This window comes from Leifsonia poae, from assembly GCF_020009625.1.
Classification (GTDB): domain Bacteria; phylum Actinomycetota; class Actinomycetes; order Actinomycetales; family Microbacteriaceae; genus Leifsonia; species Leifsonia poae_A.
In genome coordinates this window covers 2891433-2906833 of record NZ_JAIHLP010000002.1, presented here as the reverse complement: position 1 = coordinate 2906833, position 15401 = coordinate 2891433, and the positions used below count along the sequence as shown (strand labels likewise).

The following is a 15401-nucleotide window of genomic DNA, read 5'->3' as shown; positions in this document are numbered from 1 at the left end:
GTTCCTTTCATCGAATGGACGTGGCGGGATTGCTCCGGGCCGCCTCGGCGACCCACGAGCGCGCACGGTCGGAAACGAGCGGGGCGCCGGGCTGGGAGATCACGAGGCTCGCGGCGGCAGCCGCCACCGACGCCGCGGCTCCGAGATCTCCGGAGGACGCATAGGAGGCGAGGAAGGCTCCCGAATAGCTGTTGCCTCCGCCGGTCGGGTCGGCGACCGTCACTGTCACCGGCGAGACGCGGTGCACATCGTCGCCGTCGATGACGAGCGAGCCCTCGGAGCCCAGGCGCAGGAGAACAGGGATGCCGAGGCCGCCGAGCAACCGCGTCACCTCATCGACGGTCGCGACACCGAAGAGAGACAGCGCCTCCGTGCGATTGAGGGAGAGCACATCCACGAAAGCGAGACGCTCGCGGACCGTCGCCAGATGCTCGGGAAGACAGGAGTCGCTCGAGATCTCCCACAGCAGCGGACCTCCGAATGCGGGGCGATAGTCCGCGACCTCGGCCCAGTACGCATCCTCGTGCGCGTGGAAAAGGTAGACGGCGGCGATCCTGTCGGGTTCGTACGGGATGTGCCGCGGCAACGGGGTGTGGGCGTGGAAGTGCTCGAGGCCGTACACCGGGGTCTCGACGCGCTCCCCGTCGGCGAAGTACTCGATCCGTGTGCGCGGACTGGCCTCCGAGACGACGAACAGGCCCGCCGGATCGATCTCGCGGTCACGGCACCAGGCCGAGAGGGATTCCTGGTCGTCGCGCCCGATGCCGGCGACCAGAGCCGAGCTCCCCGGCGACCCTGCGAGGCTGGCGCCGACGGCCGCATAGGCACCGGCGCCGCCGACCTCCACCACAGGCTCTTCGGAGGCCGGGGTGCGGATCTCGTCGATCACGATATGGGACAGGATCGCCGTCGTGCCCATGAGCCTCCTTTGGCTAGTCCTCTTATTGTTATGCTTACATTACCCATAGACCTGCTCGGATAGCGAGCCGGCACCAGCACTCGAAGGAGAAGGCATGAAGAACGTGCTCATCGACACCGACCCCGGCATGGACGACGCCCTGGCCATCGCCCTCGCCTTCAAGTCGAGCGCCCTCACCGTGCGGGCGATCACCGCCGTCACCGGCAACCTGCCGGCCGACCGCACCGCGGCCAACGCGCTCCGCGTCCTCGACCTGCTCGCCGCGCCCGCCATCCCCGTCGCCCGCGGACCGCTCATGCCGTCGGGCGGCTCCTACCCGTCCGACCCCTTCTCCCACGGCTCGGACGGACTCGCCGAGTCGAACCTCCCCACCTCGGAACGCATCCTCGACGGCCGCGGGGCCGCCCAGCTGATCGTCGACACCGTGGCGGAACACGCCGGCGACATCACCATCTGCGCGCTCGGCCCGCTGACCAACATCGCGGAGGCGCTGGCGATCGACCCCGAGCTGCCGAGCAAAGTCGACCGCCTGATCATCATCGGAGGCTCCTTCGGCGAGACACCGTACGCCTGGTCGCAGGCGACCGGCGACAACCCGGTGAGCGAATGGAACATCTTCGTCGACCCGGAGGCGGCCCACCTCGTCTTCAATGCCGGCTTCGACCTGCTGGCCATCGGGCTCGACGTGGCGACGCATCCGAGCATCAACTTCACCCCCGGACACCTCGACGCCCTCCGGGCCTCGACAACGCCGGAGGCCGCCCTCGCCGTGCGCGTCGTCGAGTTCGTCAACGGTCGCGGATACCAGTCGTACTGCTCCCTGATCGACAGCGTCGCTGTGGCGGCCGCGATCGACGACAGCCTCGTCACCACGACCACCCTGCGCTGCGATGTGGCGACCGAAGACCGCCTCACCCGCGGAATGACGGTCGTCGACCGGCGGATGCACCACCAGTGGACCGACCTGCCCGAGATCACCGTCGCCGCCGACCTCGACTACGGTCGGTTCCTCGACCTCGTAACCCGGGAGCTCGCCTCGTGACCGCCCCGCGCCCGCAGTTCTGCGAACTGCACCTCCACATCGAGGGAACGCTGGAACCCGCGACGATCTTCGACCTCGCGCGGCGGCAACGGCTGCAACTGCCGTACGCCGACGAAGCCGAACTCGCGGCGAAATACCGGTTCACCGATCTGCAATCCTTCCTCGACCTGTACTACGCCAACATGGTCGTGCTGCGGACCGAAGACGACTTCTCCCTCCTCGCCCAGGCCTACCTCGACCGGGCGGCCGCGGCCGGGATCGCGCACGTCGAGATGTTCGTCGACCCGCAGGCCCACTCCGAGCGCGGCATCGCCGAACGGGTTGTGCTCCGCGGGCTCCAGCGCGCCATCGACGAGGCCGCCGAACGGCACGGCATCTCCGCCTCGATCATCGCCTGCGTCGTGCGCGACCAACCCGTCGACTCCGCCGAACGGATGCTCGACGCCGTGCTCGACTCCGGGGTCCCGGTGATCGGGCTCGGGCTCGACAGCGCCGAGGTCGGCTACCCACCGAGCCTGTTCCGCTCCGTCTTCGAACGGGCAGGCGAGGCCGGCCTGCACCGCGTGGCGCACGCCGGCGAGGAGGGCCCCGCCGAATACATCTGGGAAGCCCTCGACCTTCTCGGCGCGGAACGCATCGACCACGGCATCCGCGCACTCGACGACCCGAGGCTGGTGCAGCGTCTGGTCGCCGACCGCATCCCGCTCACCGTCTGCCCACTGTCGAGCGAACGCTTGCGGGTGGTCGACGATCTCGCCGAGCTGCCGTTGCGGCAGATGCTCGACGCAGGCCTGCGCGTCACCCTCAACTCCGACGACCCCGCCTACTTCGGCGGCTACCTCGACGACAACGTCGAGGCCGCCCGCCGGGCCTTCTCCCTGACCGCCGACGAACTCGCCCTGCTCGCCCGCACCTCCATCGAGGCGTCTTTCCTCAGCGACGACCGCAAGAAGGAGCTGCTCCGGGCGGGGGCGTGAACCCTCTCGTCGCCCTCACCACCGATGACCGCCGCTGAGCTGCACGACGCTTACGGTAGGCGGGAACGGTCGGCGGGAACGGGGCTCGGCGGCGCGTCCTCCGCCGAGCCCCACCGGTCATCCCTCCGCGCGTCGGCGGCGGATGATGACCAGACCGACACCGCAGAGGAGCAGGAGCAGTGCGATTCCGCCGCCCAGCCCGAGGGCGGAGGAATCACCGCCCGTGTTCGCGAGGTCGCCCGGGGCAGACGCCGCCGGGTCTGTGCCCGATCCCGTGCCGGTCCCACCTCCACCGGTGGAGTCCGCTGCGCGGACCACGACCGGAATGGAGGCGAGTTGGACGCCGTTCTCGAGCACTGCGATCGTGTGCTGTCCTGGCGCGGTGTCGGTGGGGATGCGCACGGTCGACCTGAAGTTGCCGCCGCTCCCCGCGGTGACGGTGGCCAACGTTACCGGGGTCGAGTGCAGTTCGATGGTGAGCACCGCCCCGGGATCGAAGCCGCCGCCGTCGATGGTGACCGCGCCGCCGACCACGGGATCACCGCTCAGGGTGAGCGTCGGATCGGCCGGTTCGAGCAATCCGGCGAGCGCTCCACGGAGCGTCTCCGCTCTCGCGTCGACAAGCGACTGGGAGACACCGGGGGTCTTCAGCGCCGTCTTGGCCGCTTCAAGAGCCGGTAGCAGCGGCGCCCAGCTCGCGGGTGTGTACCGGGTGCTGTCGAGCCCGTTCCCCTGGTTCACGAGCCCCTGCAGGATGCTCAGGTCGACCGCGATCGCCACGGAGCACCAGGCGAACTCGTCACCGTTCGCGTGCGTGACCAACACGGTCGTCGACCCGGCGTTGCCGGTCTTCAGCTCGAATTGGATCTTCCCGTCTGCGCTCAGACTCGGCGAACCGACGACGGTCGCGACACTGCTGTCGAGCGGGTACGCGGACACACTGTCTCCGGCGTCCGCGGGCGAGATGTCGGCGGACATCGCCACGGTGCTGTCGCGCTCGGCGGTGACAGTCGCCGGGCAGCTCAGGCTGTAGCCGCCGTAGACCTCGAACTCCCAGATGTTGAGGCCGTACTTCGTCGCCGGCGAGCCGATGACACGGATGTAGCGCACCTCCGCCGTCGGGAAGTCGACGGTGTCTCGGCGATGGTCCGCCGTCCCCGTGTTCTGAACGTGAGCGAGCGGCGACCAGGTCGAACCGTCGGTAGAGCCCTCGACCCGGTAGTCGGTCGAGTTACCGGTCTCCCAGTCGACGACCACTTGTGAGACGGACCGCACGGTTCCGAGATCGACTCGGAGCCAGTTGGTGTTCGTATACGGTGCAGAACCCGTCGGCCGCGCCGACGACCATTTGGTCGCGAGCGATCCGTCGGTCGCCATCTGGGGCGCGACAGTGGTGAGGTTGTTGTAGGTGCTGTCGCCCGTTGTCGGCTTGTTCAGGGCAAGGTTCACCCGTCCCGCGGCCGTCGGCGCCGTGGCGACGGTGTCATTCCCGAAGACCTCGAACTCCCAGAGCGAAACACCGTACGCCGTCAGCGCCCGCTTGACCGTCTGCATCCGCACGTAGCGGCCGGTCGCACTGAGCTTCACGACATCGGTGCCTCCGGAACTTCCGGCGCCGCTGGTGGCGTAGACGTCGCGCCAGGTGATCCCGTCGTCCGAGACCTGGATCTTGTACTGGCTCGCATACGAGGCCTCCCACCACAGCCGCACGGCACCGATCGGCTGCGACTTTCCGAGATCGACCTGGATCCAGGAGCTGTCCGGGTTGGCGGCCGCTCTGTCCGCGATCCATCGCGTGGTGAGGTTCCCGTCGGTGGCGCTGCCCGGGCCGACGCCGTCAGACGCCGTGGTGGGGGCGCCGAGCGCGAGGTTCACTCCGGCGTCGACGTCGAACTCCCTCACGGAGTAGGTTCCGGATGCGCCGTCGAGCAGCAGGATCCGCGCATAGTTCGCGGCAGTCGCCGGGAAGCTCACGTGCTCGTGACCTCCCGCCCCGTTCTGGACCAGCTTCTGGTCCGTCCAGGTCGTGCCGTCGGTGGAGGTCTGCACCAGGTAGCGCGTGGCGAAGTCCGTACCCCAGTCGATGTCCACTCCCGTGGCGAACGATCCGGCCGACAGCTGCTTGCGCAGCCACGGCGATCCGCCGGTCGACTGCCAGGTCGTGCTCTGGTCGGAGTCGCCGGCGAGGTCGGGGCCGTGCCCGGCCGCGGAGCCGCTCGCCGTGTACGGCGAACCGTTCGAGTCGTCGGCGGCCAGCGGCGCGGTCACCGTCTTGCCCAGGTTCGCGCCGGATCCGAGAACGAACGTCCCCGTGGAGGCGGAACCTGGCCCGCTCAGCGACACCGTCACCAGGAGTCCCGGCTGTCCGGGATTGGAGAGGCTCACGACCGGGATCCCGCTCGACTCGTCGAGCATGACGATGCCCGGCTGGCTCAACGTGAGGGTCCGGCCGTCGCCCAGCGCCAGCGATCCCGCCTGATAGAACGTCGCCATCGTGCGTTTCAGTGCCGGGTTCTGCACGGCCTGCACGGCGGTGTCGTTGCGCAGGATCGTCACGGCCGGCTTGGCCGCGTATGCGGCGGTCTGCGCGGGCGTGGCCGCGGGAAGCACGATGTACTCGTAGCTCGCAGCACTGGGTTTGACGCCGTGGTCGAAGTACAGCGTGAAGGCGTCGTGGCTCTGCGGCTTGTCACCGTAGTAGCTGCCGGTCTGCGTCTTGTCGGAGACCACCACCGGGTCGCCCGACGGGAACACGTAACCGACTTTGTCGTTGTAGGCCCAGCTCGGGTCGGTGACGACCTTCGAGTCGGTGCCGGCCGCGACGGGCTTGCCGTTGACGGAGGCGTTGCTCTTGGCGTCGACCTGGTTCACGGTCGTGTGGATCGACGCCGGCGAGGTGGACTGGATGCCCGATCCGAGGGCGACCATCTCATTGTCGAAGTAGTAGTAGCTCTTCTGCGCCTGCGTTCCCACCCGGTCGAGGCTCTCGACACTGGCGCCATAGGTGCCATCCGAGACGCCGCCGGTGAAGCTGCCACCGTTGCTCGATCGGCCGCTCGGCCCGAGCGTGGTCTCCTTCACATACGGCGCCGTCGTCCCGGGATAGTGGTACCAGTCGAAGGCCGGGCCGAGGGCGGTGTACTCCTTATTGGTGACCTGGATCGCCGTGGCCCCCGCCTTGCTCCAGACGATCTCGTTGCCGACATCGCTGCGGAGGGTCGAGCGGTACTCGCTTCCGACGGTGCGGCTTGAGTTCAGGCTGGTGAAGATCCCGTAGTCCGCCCGCTGGTGCGACGAGAACTCGGAGCGCCAGAAGTACTTGTCGCCGAGCTGCCCGCTTCCGGCGGTCTTCCCGCGGATGTTGTCGGCGAGCTCGCGGTAGTCGGTGGCGTAGAGCGGGTCGGTGCGCGCCATCATGTCCAGCGGGTCGAGGAACACATCGCTGTAACTGGTGACGCCGTCGACGGTCGTCGCCGGACGGTAGAGGAGGTAGAGCATCCCGATCTCGCCGCGGATCATCCAGCGGGTGCCGTCGATGATGTAAAAGGCGATCGTGTCCAGCTGATCGCGGGTGAACGCGAGGCTCGTGCCGCGCGCCGAGTCGGCCCACATGGCCACGGTCGTGAACAGGGCCATTCCGTAGCCCTCGCTGTAGAGCTGTGCTCCGTGCGCCCAGAAGCTCGCGTCGGGCTGCACCGCCTCCTGCACCGTTCCGGAGTCGTCGACGGCCACGGTCTGAACCATCGTCGCGAAGCCGGCCGTGATCTGGTCTGCGTTTCGGGTCGCGATGGCCTTGTACAGGTAGTCGGCGGTGCGCCAGGCCCCGTTCGCGCCCGCCGGGTCGAGCTTCCCCTGGTTGTGTTTGATCGCGAGCGCGGCCGCGTCCGGGCTCAGCACATCGCCGAGGAAGATGGAGATCCGCCCCATGGCGATCGACTCCCCGATCTCGGTCTCCCACCAATTGGTGTTGCCGGGGTCGACCTTGTCCCAGTAGGCGAGGGCACGTTCTTCGGCGGCGACCAGCGCGGCATCGTGGTAGCCCTTCGCGCTCGTGTCCTGGTAGGCCTGGGCGATCGCCACCATGCGGTAGAGCGCCTTGTACGCATCCCACGTCTTGCCGTTCGCCGAGCTCGTGGTGTCTTGATAGTTGACGTCGGACCACGAGCCGTCCGCGTTCTGCGAGGCGACGTACTCCAGCGCGTTCGAGGTCTGCGCAAGGTAGATGCCGTTGGCGATCTGCACCTCGTCGCCCTGGCCGAGGAAGTAGTCCTGCAGACGGGAGACGATCGTGGAGACATCAGCGTCGAGATTCGCCGCAGCGGCGGCAGGAGCCGCGGCGAGGCCCACGGCGCCGAGCACGGCGACGACGATCATGGCTGTCGCCGAGGCGAGACGGGAGCGGACGCGCGCCACTCGGCTTCGCGTTCGCCCGCCTTGGACGCGGCGCTCGTCGGGTGGCGCCGGAATGTTCCGTGTTTCTCTGTCACGCGTCATTGCGCAGACTCCTTTATTCGGGTGAGTGGAGCGATTCGGTCGGGTGTTGGTCAGTCGGCGGTGCGAATCAGGCGGGCCACCGAGATTCGGGTGTCGGCGGCGCCGAAGAAGACGAAGTGCTCGCCGTTGATCTCTTCGATGGCGGTGGGGAAGATGACGTTGGCCACCGTGCCCGCGGTCTCCTCGGCCGTCTCCGGCGTCATGAGTGGCTCGCTCGTCCGGGCGAGCACGCGCGAGGGGTCGTCGGCGTCGAGCAGGATCGCGCCGACCACGTAGTGCACGTCGAAGGCATGCGGCACAAAAGCCCCGGCGCCGAGCGAGCCGGTGACGCCGTGGTGCAGAAGCAGCCAGCCCTCTGGCACGCGCAGCGGAGCGGGTCCCGCACCGATCTTGAGAGCCTCCCAGTCGTGAACCGGTCCGGCGACGAAGCGGTGTCCACGCGGCCGAACGAGGGCGGACAGGTCGCGCTCGGCCTCGTCGACGGGCACGTAGGAGATCCAGATGCCGGCGCGGTCGTCCAGCATCCCGGCCGGAAGCGGCGGGTTCTCGTTCGGCCGGGTGAACGACAGATCCCACATCGGCCGGTGCAGGAGCGCGAAGCTCGGCACTCCGTCGGGCCCGGGAACGATCTCGGGGAAGAAGACGACGTCTTTGTTGGGAAAGAGGTTCAGGTCGGTGTCGAGGTCGTCATCGTACTGGAACTGGATCGGCCCGATGCGCCGCCAGTCGATCCCATCGGTCGAGATCGCGAGGGCCGGCTTCGGCCCGAGCGGGCCGAATGCAACGTACGACATCACGTACACGCCGAGGTCTTTCAGCGGCGTGATCCGCGGGTCCTCGACGCCGCCGTGGTCGGTGCCGTGCTCCCACCCGCGGTCTGCTTCGAGCACGATCGCCACCTCGCCCACACCGGCCGGAACTCCGTCGGCGATGACGATCGGAGCCCGCCCGATCCGGGAGACATTCCGTTCGGCGACGAGCCGCGGGAACAGGTGCACGGCCCCGTCGGGCGTCTGAACCGTTGCCGGGTTCAGGACACCCTCGACCTGGCGCGGATCCCGGGGGTCCGGCTCCATCACGATGCCGACGCGCTCGAGAGCGTAGGGGATGTCGGTGCTGATGGTGGTCGAGGTGGTGGTGGTCGTGGACACGAGACCCTTCTTATGGATGTTGAGTGGATGGCGGCGGGCGGATCAGCCCTTGATGGCGCCCACCACGCCGTTGACGAGGTAGCGCTGGATGAAGATGTAACCGACGATCAGCGGCGCCGCCACGATGAATGTCGCGGCGGCCAGCAGGGGCCACTGGTTGCCGTAGGTGCCTTTGAAGGCGTAAAGGCCGACCGTCACAGGGAACTTGGTGGGGTCGGCCAGCAGAACGGTCGCGAGGATGATCTCGTTCCAGATCCAGACGGCCTGAAGAATAAAGATGGTCACCAGGGCGGGTCGCGCCAGGGGGAAGACGAAGCCGAAGAGGTAGCGCCAGTAGCCGACGCCGTCCATCGCGGCCGCCTCATCGAGCTCGCGCGGGATGGACTTGACGAAACCGCTCAGCAGCAGCGGGCCGACCCCCACCCCGACGCCGACCAGCAGAATGTAGCCGAGCTGCGTGTCGTAGAGCCCGAGACGGAGCAGCAATTGGAATTGGGTGATCAGCGCATTCGGCAGGAAGAGCACGAGCACGAACACGATCGACCAGACCCTGGCGCCGCGGATGTAGCCGCGAGCGACGGGGAAGGCCAGCAGTAGGGTCAGCACGGTGCCGATGGCCGAGCCCGCTGCCGTGTAGAGAACACTGTTGAGGATGTACGCGCCGAAGTTGCCCTTGTTCCAGGCTGCGGCGAAGTTGCCCCACTGCGGGTCGCTGACGAGACCGACGGGGTCGGAGACGAACTCGGCCTGCGACTTGAGCGCGGTGTTCAGCAGGTACAGCAGCGGGAAGAGGAACAGCACCAGCAGTATCAGCGCACACAGGTATGCGCCGATCGGGATCCGCCGGATACGTCGGGGGCGGCCCGGTTCCCGTGGCGGCACGGATTCCGCGCGCGAATCCGGCATGGGCGCTGTGGTGGCGTCGGTTCCGGTGCTCGTGTTTGTCGTCGTCACAGCTTGGCTTCCCGTCGGCGGAGGATGACCAGGGCGGTGATGGAGATGATCGCGACCAGCACGAACTGGACCATCGAGACCGCGGCCGCATAGCCCTGGGATTGTGAAAGGGTCGTGCCGGATGCGCCTCCGAAGCCCTGCACGTAGACCAGCAGTGAGAGCACCTGGGTCGACCGGTTGTTCGGGCCGCTGAGCACGTAGATGAGCTGGTAGCTCTGCAGCGCGTTGACGATGCCCAGGAGCACATTCGCAGTGATCGCGGGTGCCAGCAAGGGGACGGTGACATTGCGGAAGCGCTGCCAGGCGCTCGCCCCGTCGATCTCGGCTGCCTCGTGGAGCTCTTCCGGAACCGCCTGCAAACCAGACAGGAAGATGATCACCGAGACGCCGAGCACCATCCACACCTGCACCAGGATGACCAGCGCGAGCGCGAGATGGGGGTCGCCGAAGAACGCCGAGTGCTTGCCGAAGAGGCCGAGCACGGAGGCGGCCGGGCCACCGCTGACGTTGAAGATCAGCGACCAGACCAGACCGGTGACGGTGACGCCGAGGATCGTCGGCATGAAGACGACGGCGCGGTAGAAGTTGCGGCCTTTGAGCTTGCGGTTCAGCAGGATGGCGATCGCGAGTGCGACCACGATCTGGATGACCGTGCTGGCGAAGGCGAAGACGACCGTGTTCGTGAGCGCGTTCGCGCTGTCCGCCCATTTGGCGGGTGAGAAGAAGTCGACGTAGTTCTGGACGCCGACGAAGTTGATCGGCAGGCCGGGGAGGCCGCGCAGGTCGGTGAACGACGCGACCAGCACGCCGATCGCCGGGATGAACCCGAACACGCCGAGCAGAAGCATCGCGATGCCGAAAGTGATCCGCATCGGCGTGCGGCGGGGGAAGGGAAAAGTGTCAGCCATGTCTCGTTCGATTCACGTCGGGGTGGGCCGCATCGCCGGGCGTCGCAGCCCACCCCGGGCGGATATCGGTCAGCCCGCCGCCGTCCACGCCTTCTGGGCGGCCTGGGCGGCCTGCTCCGGGGTGTCGGAGCCCAGCGGGGTCAGTGCCGGATAGTTGAACGGGAACACCGCATCCTGACCGGCCTTGTTGTTGGCGAACCAGATCTGATCCCACGCCGGCTGGTACGTCGCGGTGTACTGGCCGATGGACTGCAGGAAGTCACTGGTCGAGATGTCCGGCTGCGCCGGCGAGAAGCCCGACTTTCCGAGGAACAGTTCGTAGTTCTGCTTCTGCGAGAAGAAGTCGAGCCAGGCGAGGGCGGCCGTCTTGTTCTTGGCCGAGCTCGGAATGGCCAGCTGCAGTTCGGTCTTTCCGTTCAGGAGCGCGTTGTCCGCGGCCTTGTCCGAACCGGGGAACGGGAAGTAGCCGTAGTCGAACTTGCCCGCGACCGCGGCGGCGATGGTCGGCTGGTCCCACGTGCCGTCGACCGTCATCGCGAAATCGCCGGCCGCGAATCCGGACGGGATCGTCGTGTAGTCCGCGCCGGCAGCGCCCTGCTGCGAGTTCTGCAGCACGTACTCGGTCTGCTGGAGCACCTTCACCTCGGTCGGGTCGGTGAGTTTCGCCGTGTTCGTCCAGAGGTTCTCTGCCAACTGCTGCTTGTCGGCGGCGGTCGGATAGAGCGAGGCCACCGAGGCGAGCATCGGCAGGCCGGCCGGCCAGCTGTCCTTGCCGCCGAGACCGAACGGCGTCACTCCTTTGGCCTTGAGCGCGTCGACCACGGTCGTGAACTGACTCCACGTCGTCGGCACGGCCAGGCCGTTGTCGGCGAAGATCTTCTTGTTGTAGAAGACCCCGGTGTAGTAGCTCACGCCGGTCGGGACCGCATACTGTTTGCCGTCGATCGCCTGGGACGCCAGCAGAGTCGGAGTGAACTTCTTCAGGAAGCTCTCCTTGGTGAGATCGACGAGTCCACCGGCCGCTGCGAGACGGGCGTCGTCGGTGGCGGAGTCTTTCGCGTACGTTGGCGTTTCGGTCATGCCCTTGACGACGAACAGGTCGAGGTTTCCGGCGGTCAAGCGCGAGGACTTGGTGGCCGGGTAGTTGTCGTTGGACACGGTGGAGAAGACCACGTCGACCGCCGGATACTTCTTCTTGAAGGCGTCGTTGACCGCACGGAAGCCCGCGTCGGTCGCATCGCTGCTGGAGACCAGCAGTTGCAGCTTCCCGCTCGGTTCACCGTTCGACGACCCTGCGTCCGTGCTCGAGCAGGCGGCGAGGACGCCGATCGTCGCCACCACGGCGACGCCTGCGAATAGTCGTCGGATCGCGGCGTTGCCCCGCAACCTCATTGTTGCCATCTGTGGTCTCCTCTTTGAGTGCATCGGGATTACCGAAACGTTTCGGTAAACGGAGTATGACATGCAGCCGACCTCTGCGCAAGCGGGAATCCCGGCGGTCAGCGTCCCGGCGGCACGACGGAGGTGGAATCGCGCACCACGAGTTCGGCATCCGCGATCCGCGTATCGCCGACGTCATGGCCTTCGATCAGATTGATCAGCAGACGGCCCGATTCACGGCCGATCTCGCGCGGAGCGGTGCGGACGGTGGTGAGGGCCGGCCGCACGTAGGTGCCGAGCCGGATGTCGTCGAATCCGGCGACGGAGAGGCCTCCGGGCACATCGATACCGAGATCCTCGGCCCGGGCGATGAAACCCATTGCGGAGAGGTCGTTCGCGCACATCACCGCCGTGGGAGGCTCATCGAGGGCGAGCATCGCCGTCGCTGCTGCGGCACCACCGATGTAGCTGAAATCGCCCGGGATGACGGGCCCGGGCTCCAGCCCGACCTCGAGCAACGCACCACGCCAGGCCCGTTCACGCTGCACGGAGTGGATCAGCTGCGCGCGTCCGCCGACATAGCCGATCCGCCGGTGACCGAGCCCGACGAGGTGCTGAACGGTCGCCCGGACCCCTCCATCGGCATCCTGTCGCACAGCGGGCAGCGGGAAGTCATCGTCGGGGTTCACCGCGACGGCCGGCAGCTCGAGCTCCTGCACGAGAGGGATCCTCGGATCGTCGACTTCGAGGTCGAGCATGAAGATGCCGTCGACACGGCGGTCGGCTGTGAGCTTGCGGTAACGCTGCAGGATCTCCGCCGGACGCGCGCCGACCTGCAGCACCAGTGCATACCCGCGCGGATCGATCGCCTCCTCGACCCCCGCGATGAATCCACCGAAGAACGGGTCGAGCTCGAGGACTTCAGGGTCTCGCTGCACCACGAGACCGACGGTGTACGAGCGCTTGCCGGAAAGGCTCTTCCCGTGCAGCGAGGGAACGAAACCGAGCTCGTTCGCCACTTGGACGATGCGCTCGCGGGTGGCCTCCGACACGCCGGGTCTGCCGTTGAGCGCACTGGAAACCGAGCTGATCGCGACTCCGGCCCTGTTCGCCACGTCGATAATGGTCACTCGATGATCGGCCACGAATCCTCCCCACTCCCCTCGCTCGAACGGATGCGGCAACTGTACCCAGCCCACACACCCCGCGTCCCAGCCGCTCAGCCCACGAGCAGCGTTTCGACCAGTTCCGCCGTCTGCTCCCAGCCCTCCACAGCGCGGGTCGGGATACCCAACGCGATCACCGGGAAGTCGTTCCCGTTCGGGTCGAGCCGGTCGCCGACGAACAGCATCTCACCGAAGGGGATGCTGGTGATCGCGGCGAGCCTTGTCATCCCGTAGGCCTTGTCGATGCCGCGGCGCGTGATGTCGACGCTCGTCGATCCACCCGAGCGCACCTCCAGCTCGGGCAGCCGTTGCTGCACCGCCGCGCGCAGCGCGTTCTTGCGCTCGCCCGCCGGGTCCCAGGCGACCTTGGCGGCCACGGGGGCCGACTGGCCGAGTGCCGAGAACGTGATCTGCGAGCCGCGATCCTCGAGCACCGGGCCCCAGGTGTCCGACTCCCAGAGTCCGAGGCGACGCGCCTCCTCCTCGACGGCGGTCAGCGCCGCGACCTTCTCGTCATCGGCGAGATTCTCCGCGTACTGCTGCACCCATTCCGTGCCGTCCCAGCGGAAGTACTGCGTGCCGCAGGTGGGCATCAGATGGAGCCGATCGAAGCGCGCCGATTCCGGCATCGGCACGATCACCTGGTCCCGGAACTGCTCGAATCGCCCACCGGAGATGACGCACACCTCCGTCACTTCCAGCAGCCGGCCAAGCAGCGCCGCCATGCGTGGATGGAGCGGAGACTTGGACGGTGCGAGCGTGTCGTCGAGGTCAAAGGCAATCAGGCGCGGCATCACAGCGAACCACCCTAATGCACAGCTCGACCCGGATTCCCCCACGCGTACGATCTGCCGTGGACCGGTGCCGATCCTTCTAGCCCGGTCCTTCGCTTGCGGCGGCGAGAAGTGGCACGAGGATGTCGCTGAGGGGAGTGGGGATGCCGTGGGCTCGGCCTCGTCGTTGAACGACTCCGTTACGGACATCCCATTCGAGGGGTCTGCCTGCTTCGCGGTCGGCCAGGATCGAGGTGCCGAGGTCGGCCGGTGACGACCGGAAACCGTCGAGGATCGTTTGCGGGACCTCGCCGCCGAGTACGGCTCCGTCTGCGCGTGCGACCTGCAGGCACTCCTCGGCGTAGGCCAAAGAAAGCACGCTGATGTCGTCTCGGCTGAACATGCCGGCTCGGCGGCGGGTGAGCACCATGAATCCCGCGAGGGCATTCTGCAGCAGTTTGCGCCAGGCGACCGATGTGAAGTCGTCGGTCGTCTCGACCGCGCATCGAGTCCCGTCGAATGCGTCGCGAATGCGGTGCGCCGCGTCAGTGTCGGGGACGGTCAGACGGGCGGGAGCTCGCAACAGAACCGAGCCGTCGTCTCGGGCTTCGGAGGGAAACCAGACCACAGCGGGTACCACAGAGGATTCCGGCACGAGGGGCGCGACCGAGGCGACCTGCTCGACGCCGTTCTGCAGAACGCACACGGTCGTGCCGGGCCCGCAAAGAGCGCGCAACCAGGGAGTGGCTGCGTTCGTCTGAGTCGCCTTGACGGCGAGGAAGACCAGGTCGACGGGCGAGTCGACCGCGCCCGGATCCGTCAGGACGGGCCCGGGCACGACCACTGTGCCGTCCGGGTGCTCGAGGACGAGCTGTTCGCGTGCTGTCCGTCCGCAGAGCAACAGGGCGTGCCCCGCCTCATACAGCGCGGCGGCCACGGTCGTGCCGATAGAGCCAGGCCCGACGATCGCGATCGATGCATCCATGCCGTCTATCATCGCTGCCCGCCGAGGCTCACGACCATGCCGACCGCGGGTCGCCGGTCATTCGAAGTTGCGGTGCCGTGCGGCGAGGTCGGAGAAGTCGACTCCGGCCCTTCGCACGAGAAGTCCGTAGAGGAGATCCCAGAACACGAAGAGAGACTGCTCGAAGAGCGTGCCCATCGGTTGGATGGACGCTGCCACATCCCCGTCGGGGGCTCCGTAGGTGTGCGCCGGAACCCTGAGGACGAGGTCGGCCAGGAGGGGAGTCGGGCTGTCCGGGTAGGCCGTGACCACCAGGAGCGTCGCACCGGTCTTCTTCACCTGCTCGGCGATGTAGTGCAGGTGCGGAATGTTCCCCGGCCCGGAGGCGAGGATGAACAGATCACCGGCTGAGACGTTCGGGGTGGTGTCGTCCCAACCCCAGTGCACGGTCTTGCCGTAGTGCGTGAGCCGCATGGCGAATGCTTTGCTCGCAAGTCCTTCGCGGCCGATGCCCATCACGAAGATGCGCGGGGCATCGTCGATGGCGTCGAGCGCGGCGGTGAGGCTGTCGCCATCTACACGTCCAAGGGCGTCGTCGAGTTCGGCGATCACCGCGCCGCGCAGTTCCTGATACTCCATTACAGGTGTCCTCTCGGGTAGGTTCCGTACCGGC

12 protein-coding genes are annotated in these 15401 nt (G+C 67.4%); 2 read left to right on the top strand and 10 right to left on the bottom strand.

The features are described 5' to 3' along the window. Window positions 1-7: 7 nt before the first annotated feature. Window positions 8-919 carry a carbohydrate kinase family protein gene (locus K5L49_RS14725; RefSeq protein WP_223693862.1) on the bottom strand — a complete coding sequence of 304 codons (912 nt, stop codon included), beginning with the start codon at window positions 917-919 and terminating at the stop codon, window positions 8-10. Between the two features lie 94 nt (window positions 920-1013). On the opposite strand from K5L49_RS14725, the gene K5L49_RS14720 reads away from it, so the two are divergent. Together K5L49_RS14720 and K5L49_RS14715 are read left to right on the top strand one after the other, a co-directional pair. After that, window positions 1014-1961 carry a nucleoside hydrolase gene (locus K5L49_RS14720; protein WP_223693860.1) on the top strand — a complete coding sequence of 316 codons (948 nt, stop codon included), beginning with the start codon at window positions 1014-1016 and terminating at the stop codon, window positions 1959-1961. Continuing rightward, entirely contained in the window at window positions 1958-2938 is a 981-nt protein-coding gene (locus tag K5L49_RS14715; RefSeq protein WP_223693858.1) for an adenosine deaminase, read from the top strand. The genes K5L49_RS14720 and K5L49_RS14715 overlap by 4 nt, the downstream gene beginning before the upstream one ends. A gap of 117 nt (window positions 2939-3055) precedes the next feature. On the opposite strand, the gene K5L49_RS14710 is transcribed toward K5L49_RS14715, so the two are convergent. The 9 genes from K5L49_RS14710 to K5L49_RS14670 form a co-directional block, all read right to left on the bottom strand. Next, on the bottom strand, window positions 3056-7351 hold the full coding sequence (locus K5L49_RS14710) for a polysaccharide lyase family 8 super-sandwich domain-containing protein (protein ID WP_223693857.1): 4296 nt from the start codon (window positions 7349-7351) through the stop codon (window positions 3056-3058). 131 nt (window positions 7352-7482) lie between these two features. Then, window positions 7483-8583, bottom strand: a complete 1101-nt coding sequence (locus K5L49_RS14705; protein ID WP_223693855.1) for a glycoside hydrolase family 130 protein — start codon at window positions 8581-8583, stop codon at window positions 7483-7485. Between the two features lie 42 nt (window positions 8584-8625). Then, window positions 8626-9537, bottom strand: coding sequence for a carbohydrate ABC transporter permease (locus tag K5L49_RS14700; protein WP_223693853.1), 912 nt, complete (start codon window positions 9535-9537; stop codon window positions 8626-8628). Continuing rightward, the gene (locus K5L49_RS14695) at window positions 9534-10445 is read right to left on the bottom strand and encodes a carbohydrate ABC transporter permease (protein ID WP_223693852.1); all 912 of its coding nucleotides are present in this window, start codon (window positions 10443-10445) and stop codon (window positions 9534-9536) included. Before K5L49_RS14695 ends, K5L49_RS14700 begins: the two co-directional genes overlap by 4 nt. Window positions 10446-10514: 69 nt before the next feature. Next, complete coding sequence (locus tag K5L49_RS14690; protein WP_223693850.1) at window positions 10515-11846, bottom strand: ABC transporter substrate-binding protein; 1332 nt, start codon at window positions 11844-11846, stop codon at window positions 10515-10517. Between the two features lie 98 nt (window positions 11847-11944). Then, entirely contained in the window at window positions 11945-12955 is a 1011-nt protein-coding gene (locus K5L49_RS14685) for a LacI family DNA-binding transcriptional regulator (protein WP_223693848.1), read from the bottom strand. Window positions 12956-13044: 89 nt separating this feature from the next. After that, a complete protein-coding gene (locus K5L49_RS14680) occupies window positions 13045-13785 on the bottom strand; it encodes an HAD-IIB family hydrolase (protein ID WP_223693846.1) in 741 nt (246 codons plus the stop codon). Between the two features lie 79 nt (window positions 13786-13864). Beyond that, window positions 13865-14749 carry an oxidoreductase gene (locus K5L49_RS14675; protein WP_223693844.1) on the bottom strand — a complete coding sequence of 295 codons (885 nt, stop codon included), beginning with the start codon at window positions 14747-14749 and terminating at the stop codon, window positions 13865-13867. 57 nt (window positions 14750-14806) lie between these two features. Then, on the bottom strand, window positions 14807-15367 hold the full coding sequence (locus K5L49_RS14670) for an SIS domain-containing protein (RefSeq protein ID WP_223693842.1): 561 nt from the start codon (window positions 15365-15367) through the stop codon (window positions 14807-14809). Between the last annotated feature and the right edge of the window lie 34 nt (window positions 15368-15401).

Excerpts from the sequence above, each read along its gene's own strand:
- K5L49_RS14675 (WP_223693844.1), bottom strand. The coding sequence starts at position 14,749 with ATGGATGCATCGATCGCGATCGTCGGGCCTGGCTCTATCGGCACGACC.
- K5L49_RS14695 (WP_223693852.1), bottom strand. The coding sequence starts at position 10,445 with ATGGCTGACACTTTTCCCTTCCCCCGCCGCACGCCGATGCGGATCACT.
- K5L49_RS14680 (WP_223693846.1), bottom strand. The coding sequence starts at position 13,785 with ATGCCGCGCCTGATTGCCTTTGACCTCGACGACACGCTCGCACCGTCC.
- K5L49_RS14690 (WP_223693850.1), bottom strand. The coding sequence starts at position 11,846 with ATGGCAACAATGAGGTTGCGGGGCAACGCCGCGATCCGACGACTATTC.
- K5L49_RS14720 (WP_223693860.1), top strand. The coding sequence starts at position 1,014 with ATGAAGAACGTGCTCATCGACACCGACCCCGGCATGGACGACGCCCTG.
- K5L49_RS14670 (WP_223693842.1), bottom strand. The coding sequence starts at position 15,367 with ATGGAGTATCAGGAACTGCGCGGCGCGGTGATCGCCGAACTCGACGAC.
- K5L49_RS14725 (WP_223693862.1), bottom strand. The coding sequence starts at position 919 with ATGGGCACGACGGCGATCCTGTCCCATATCGTGATCGACGAGATCCGC.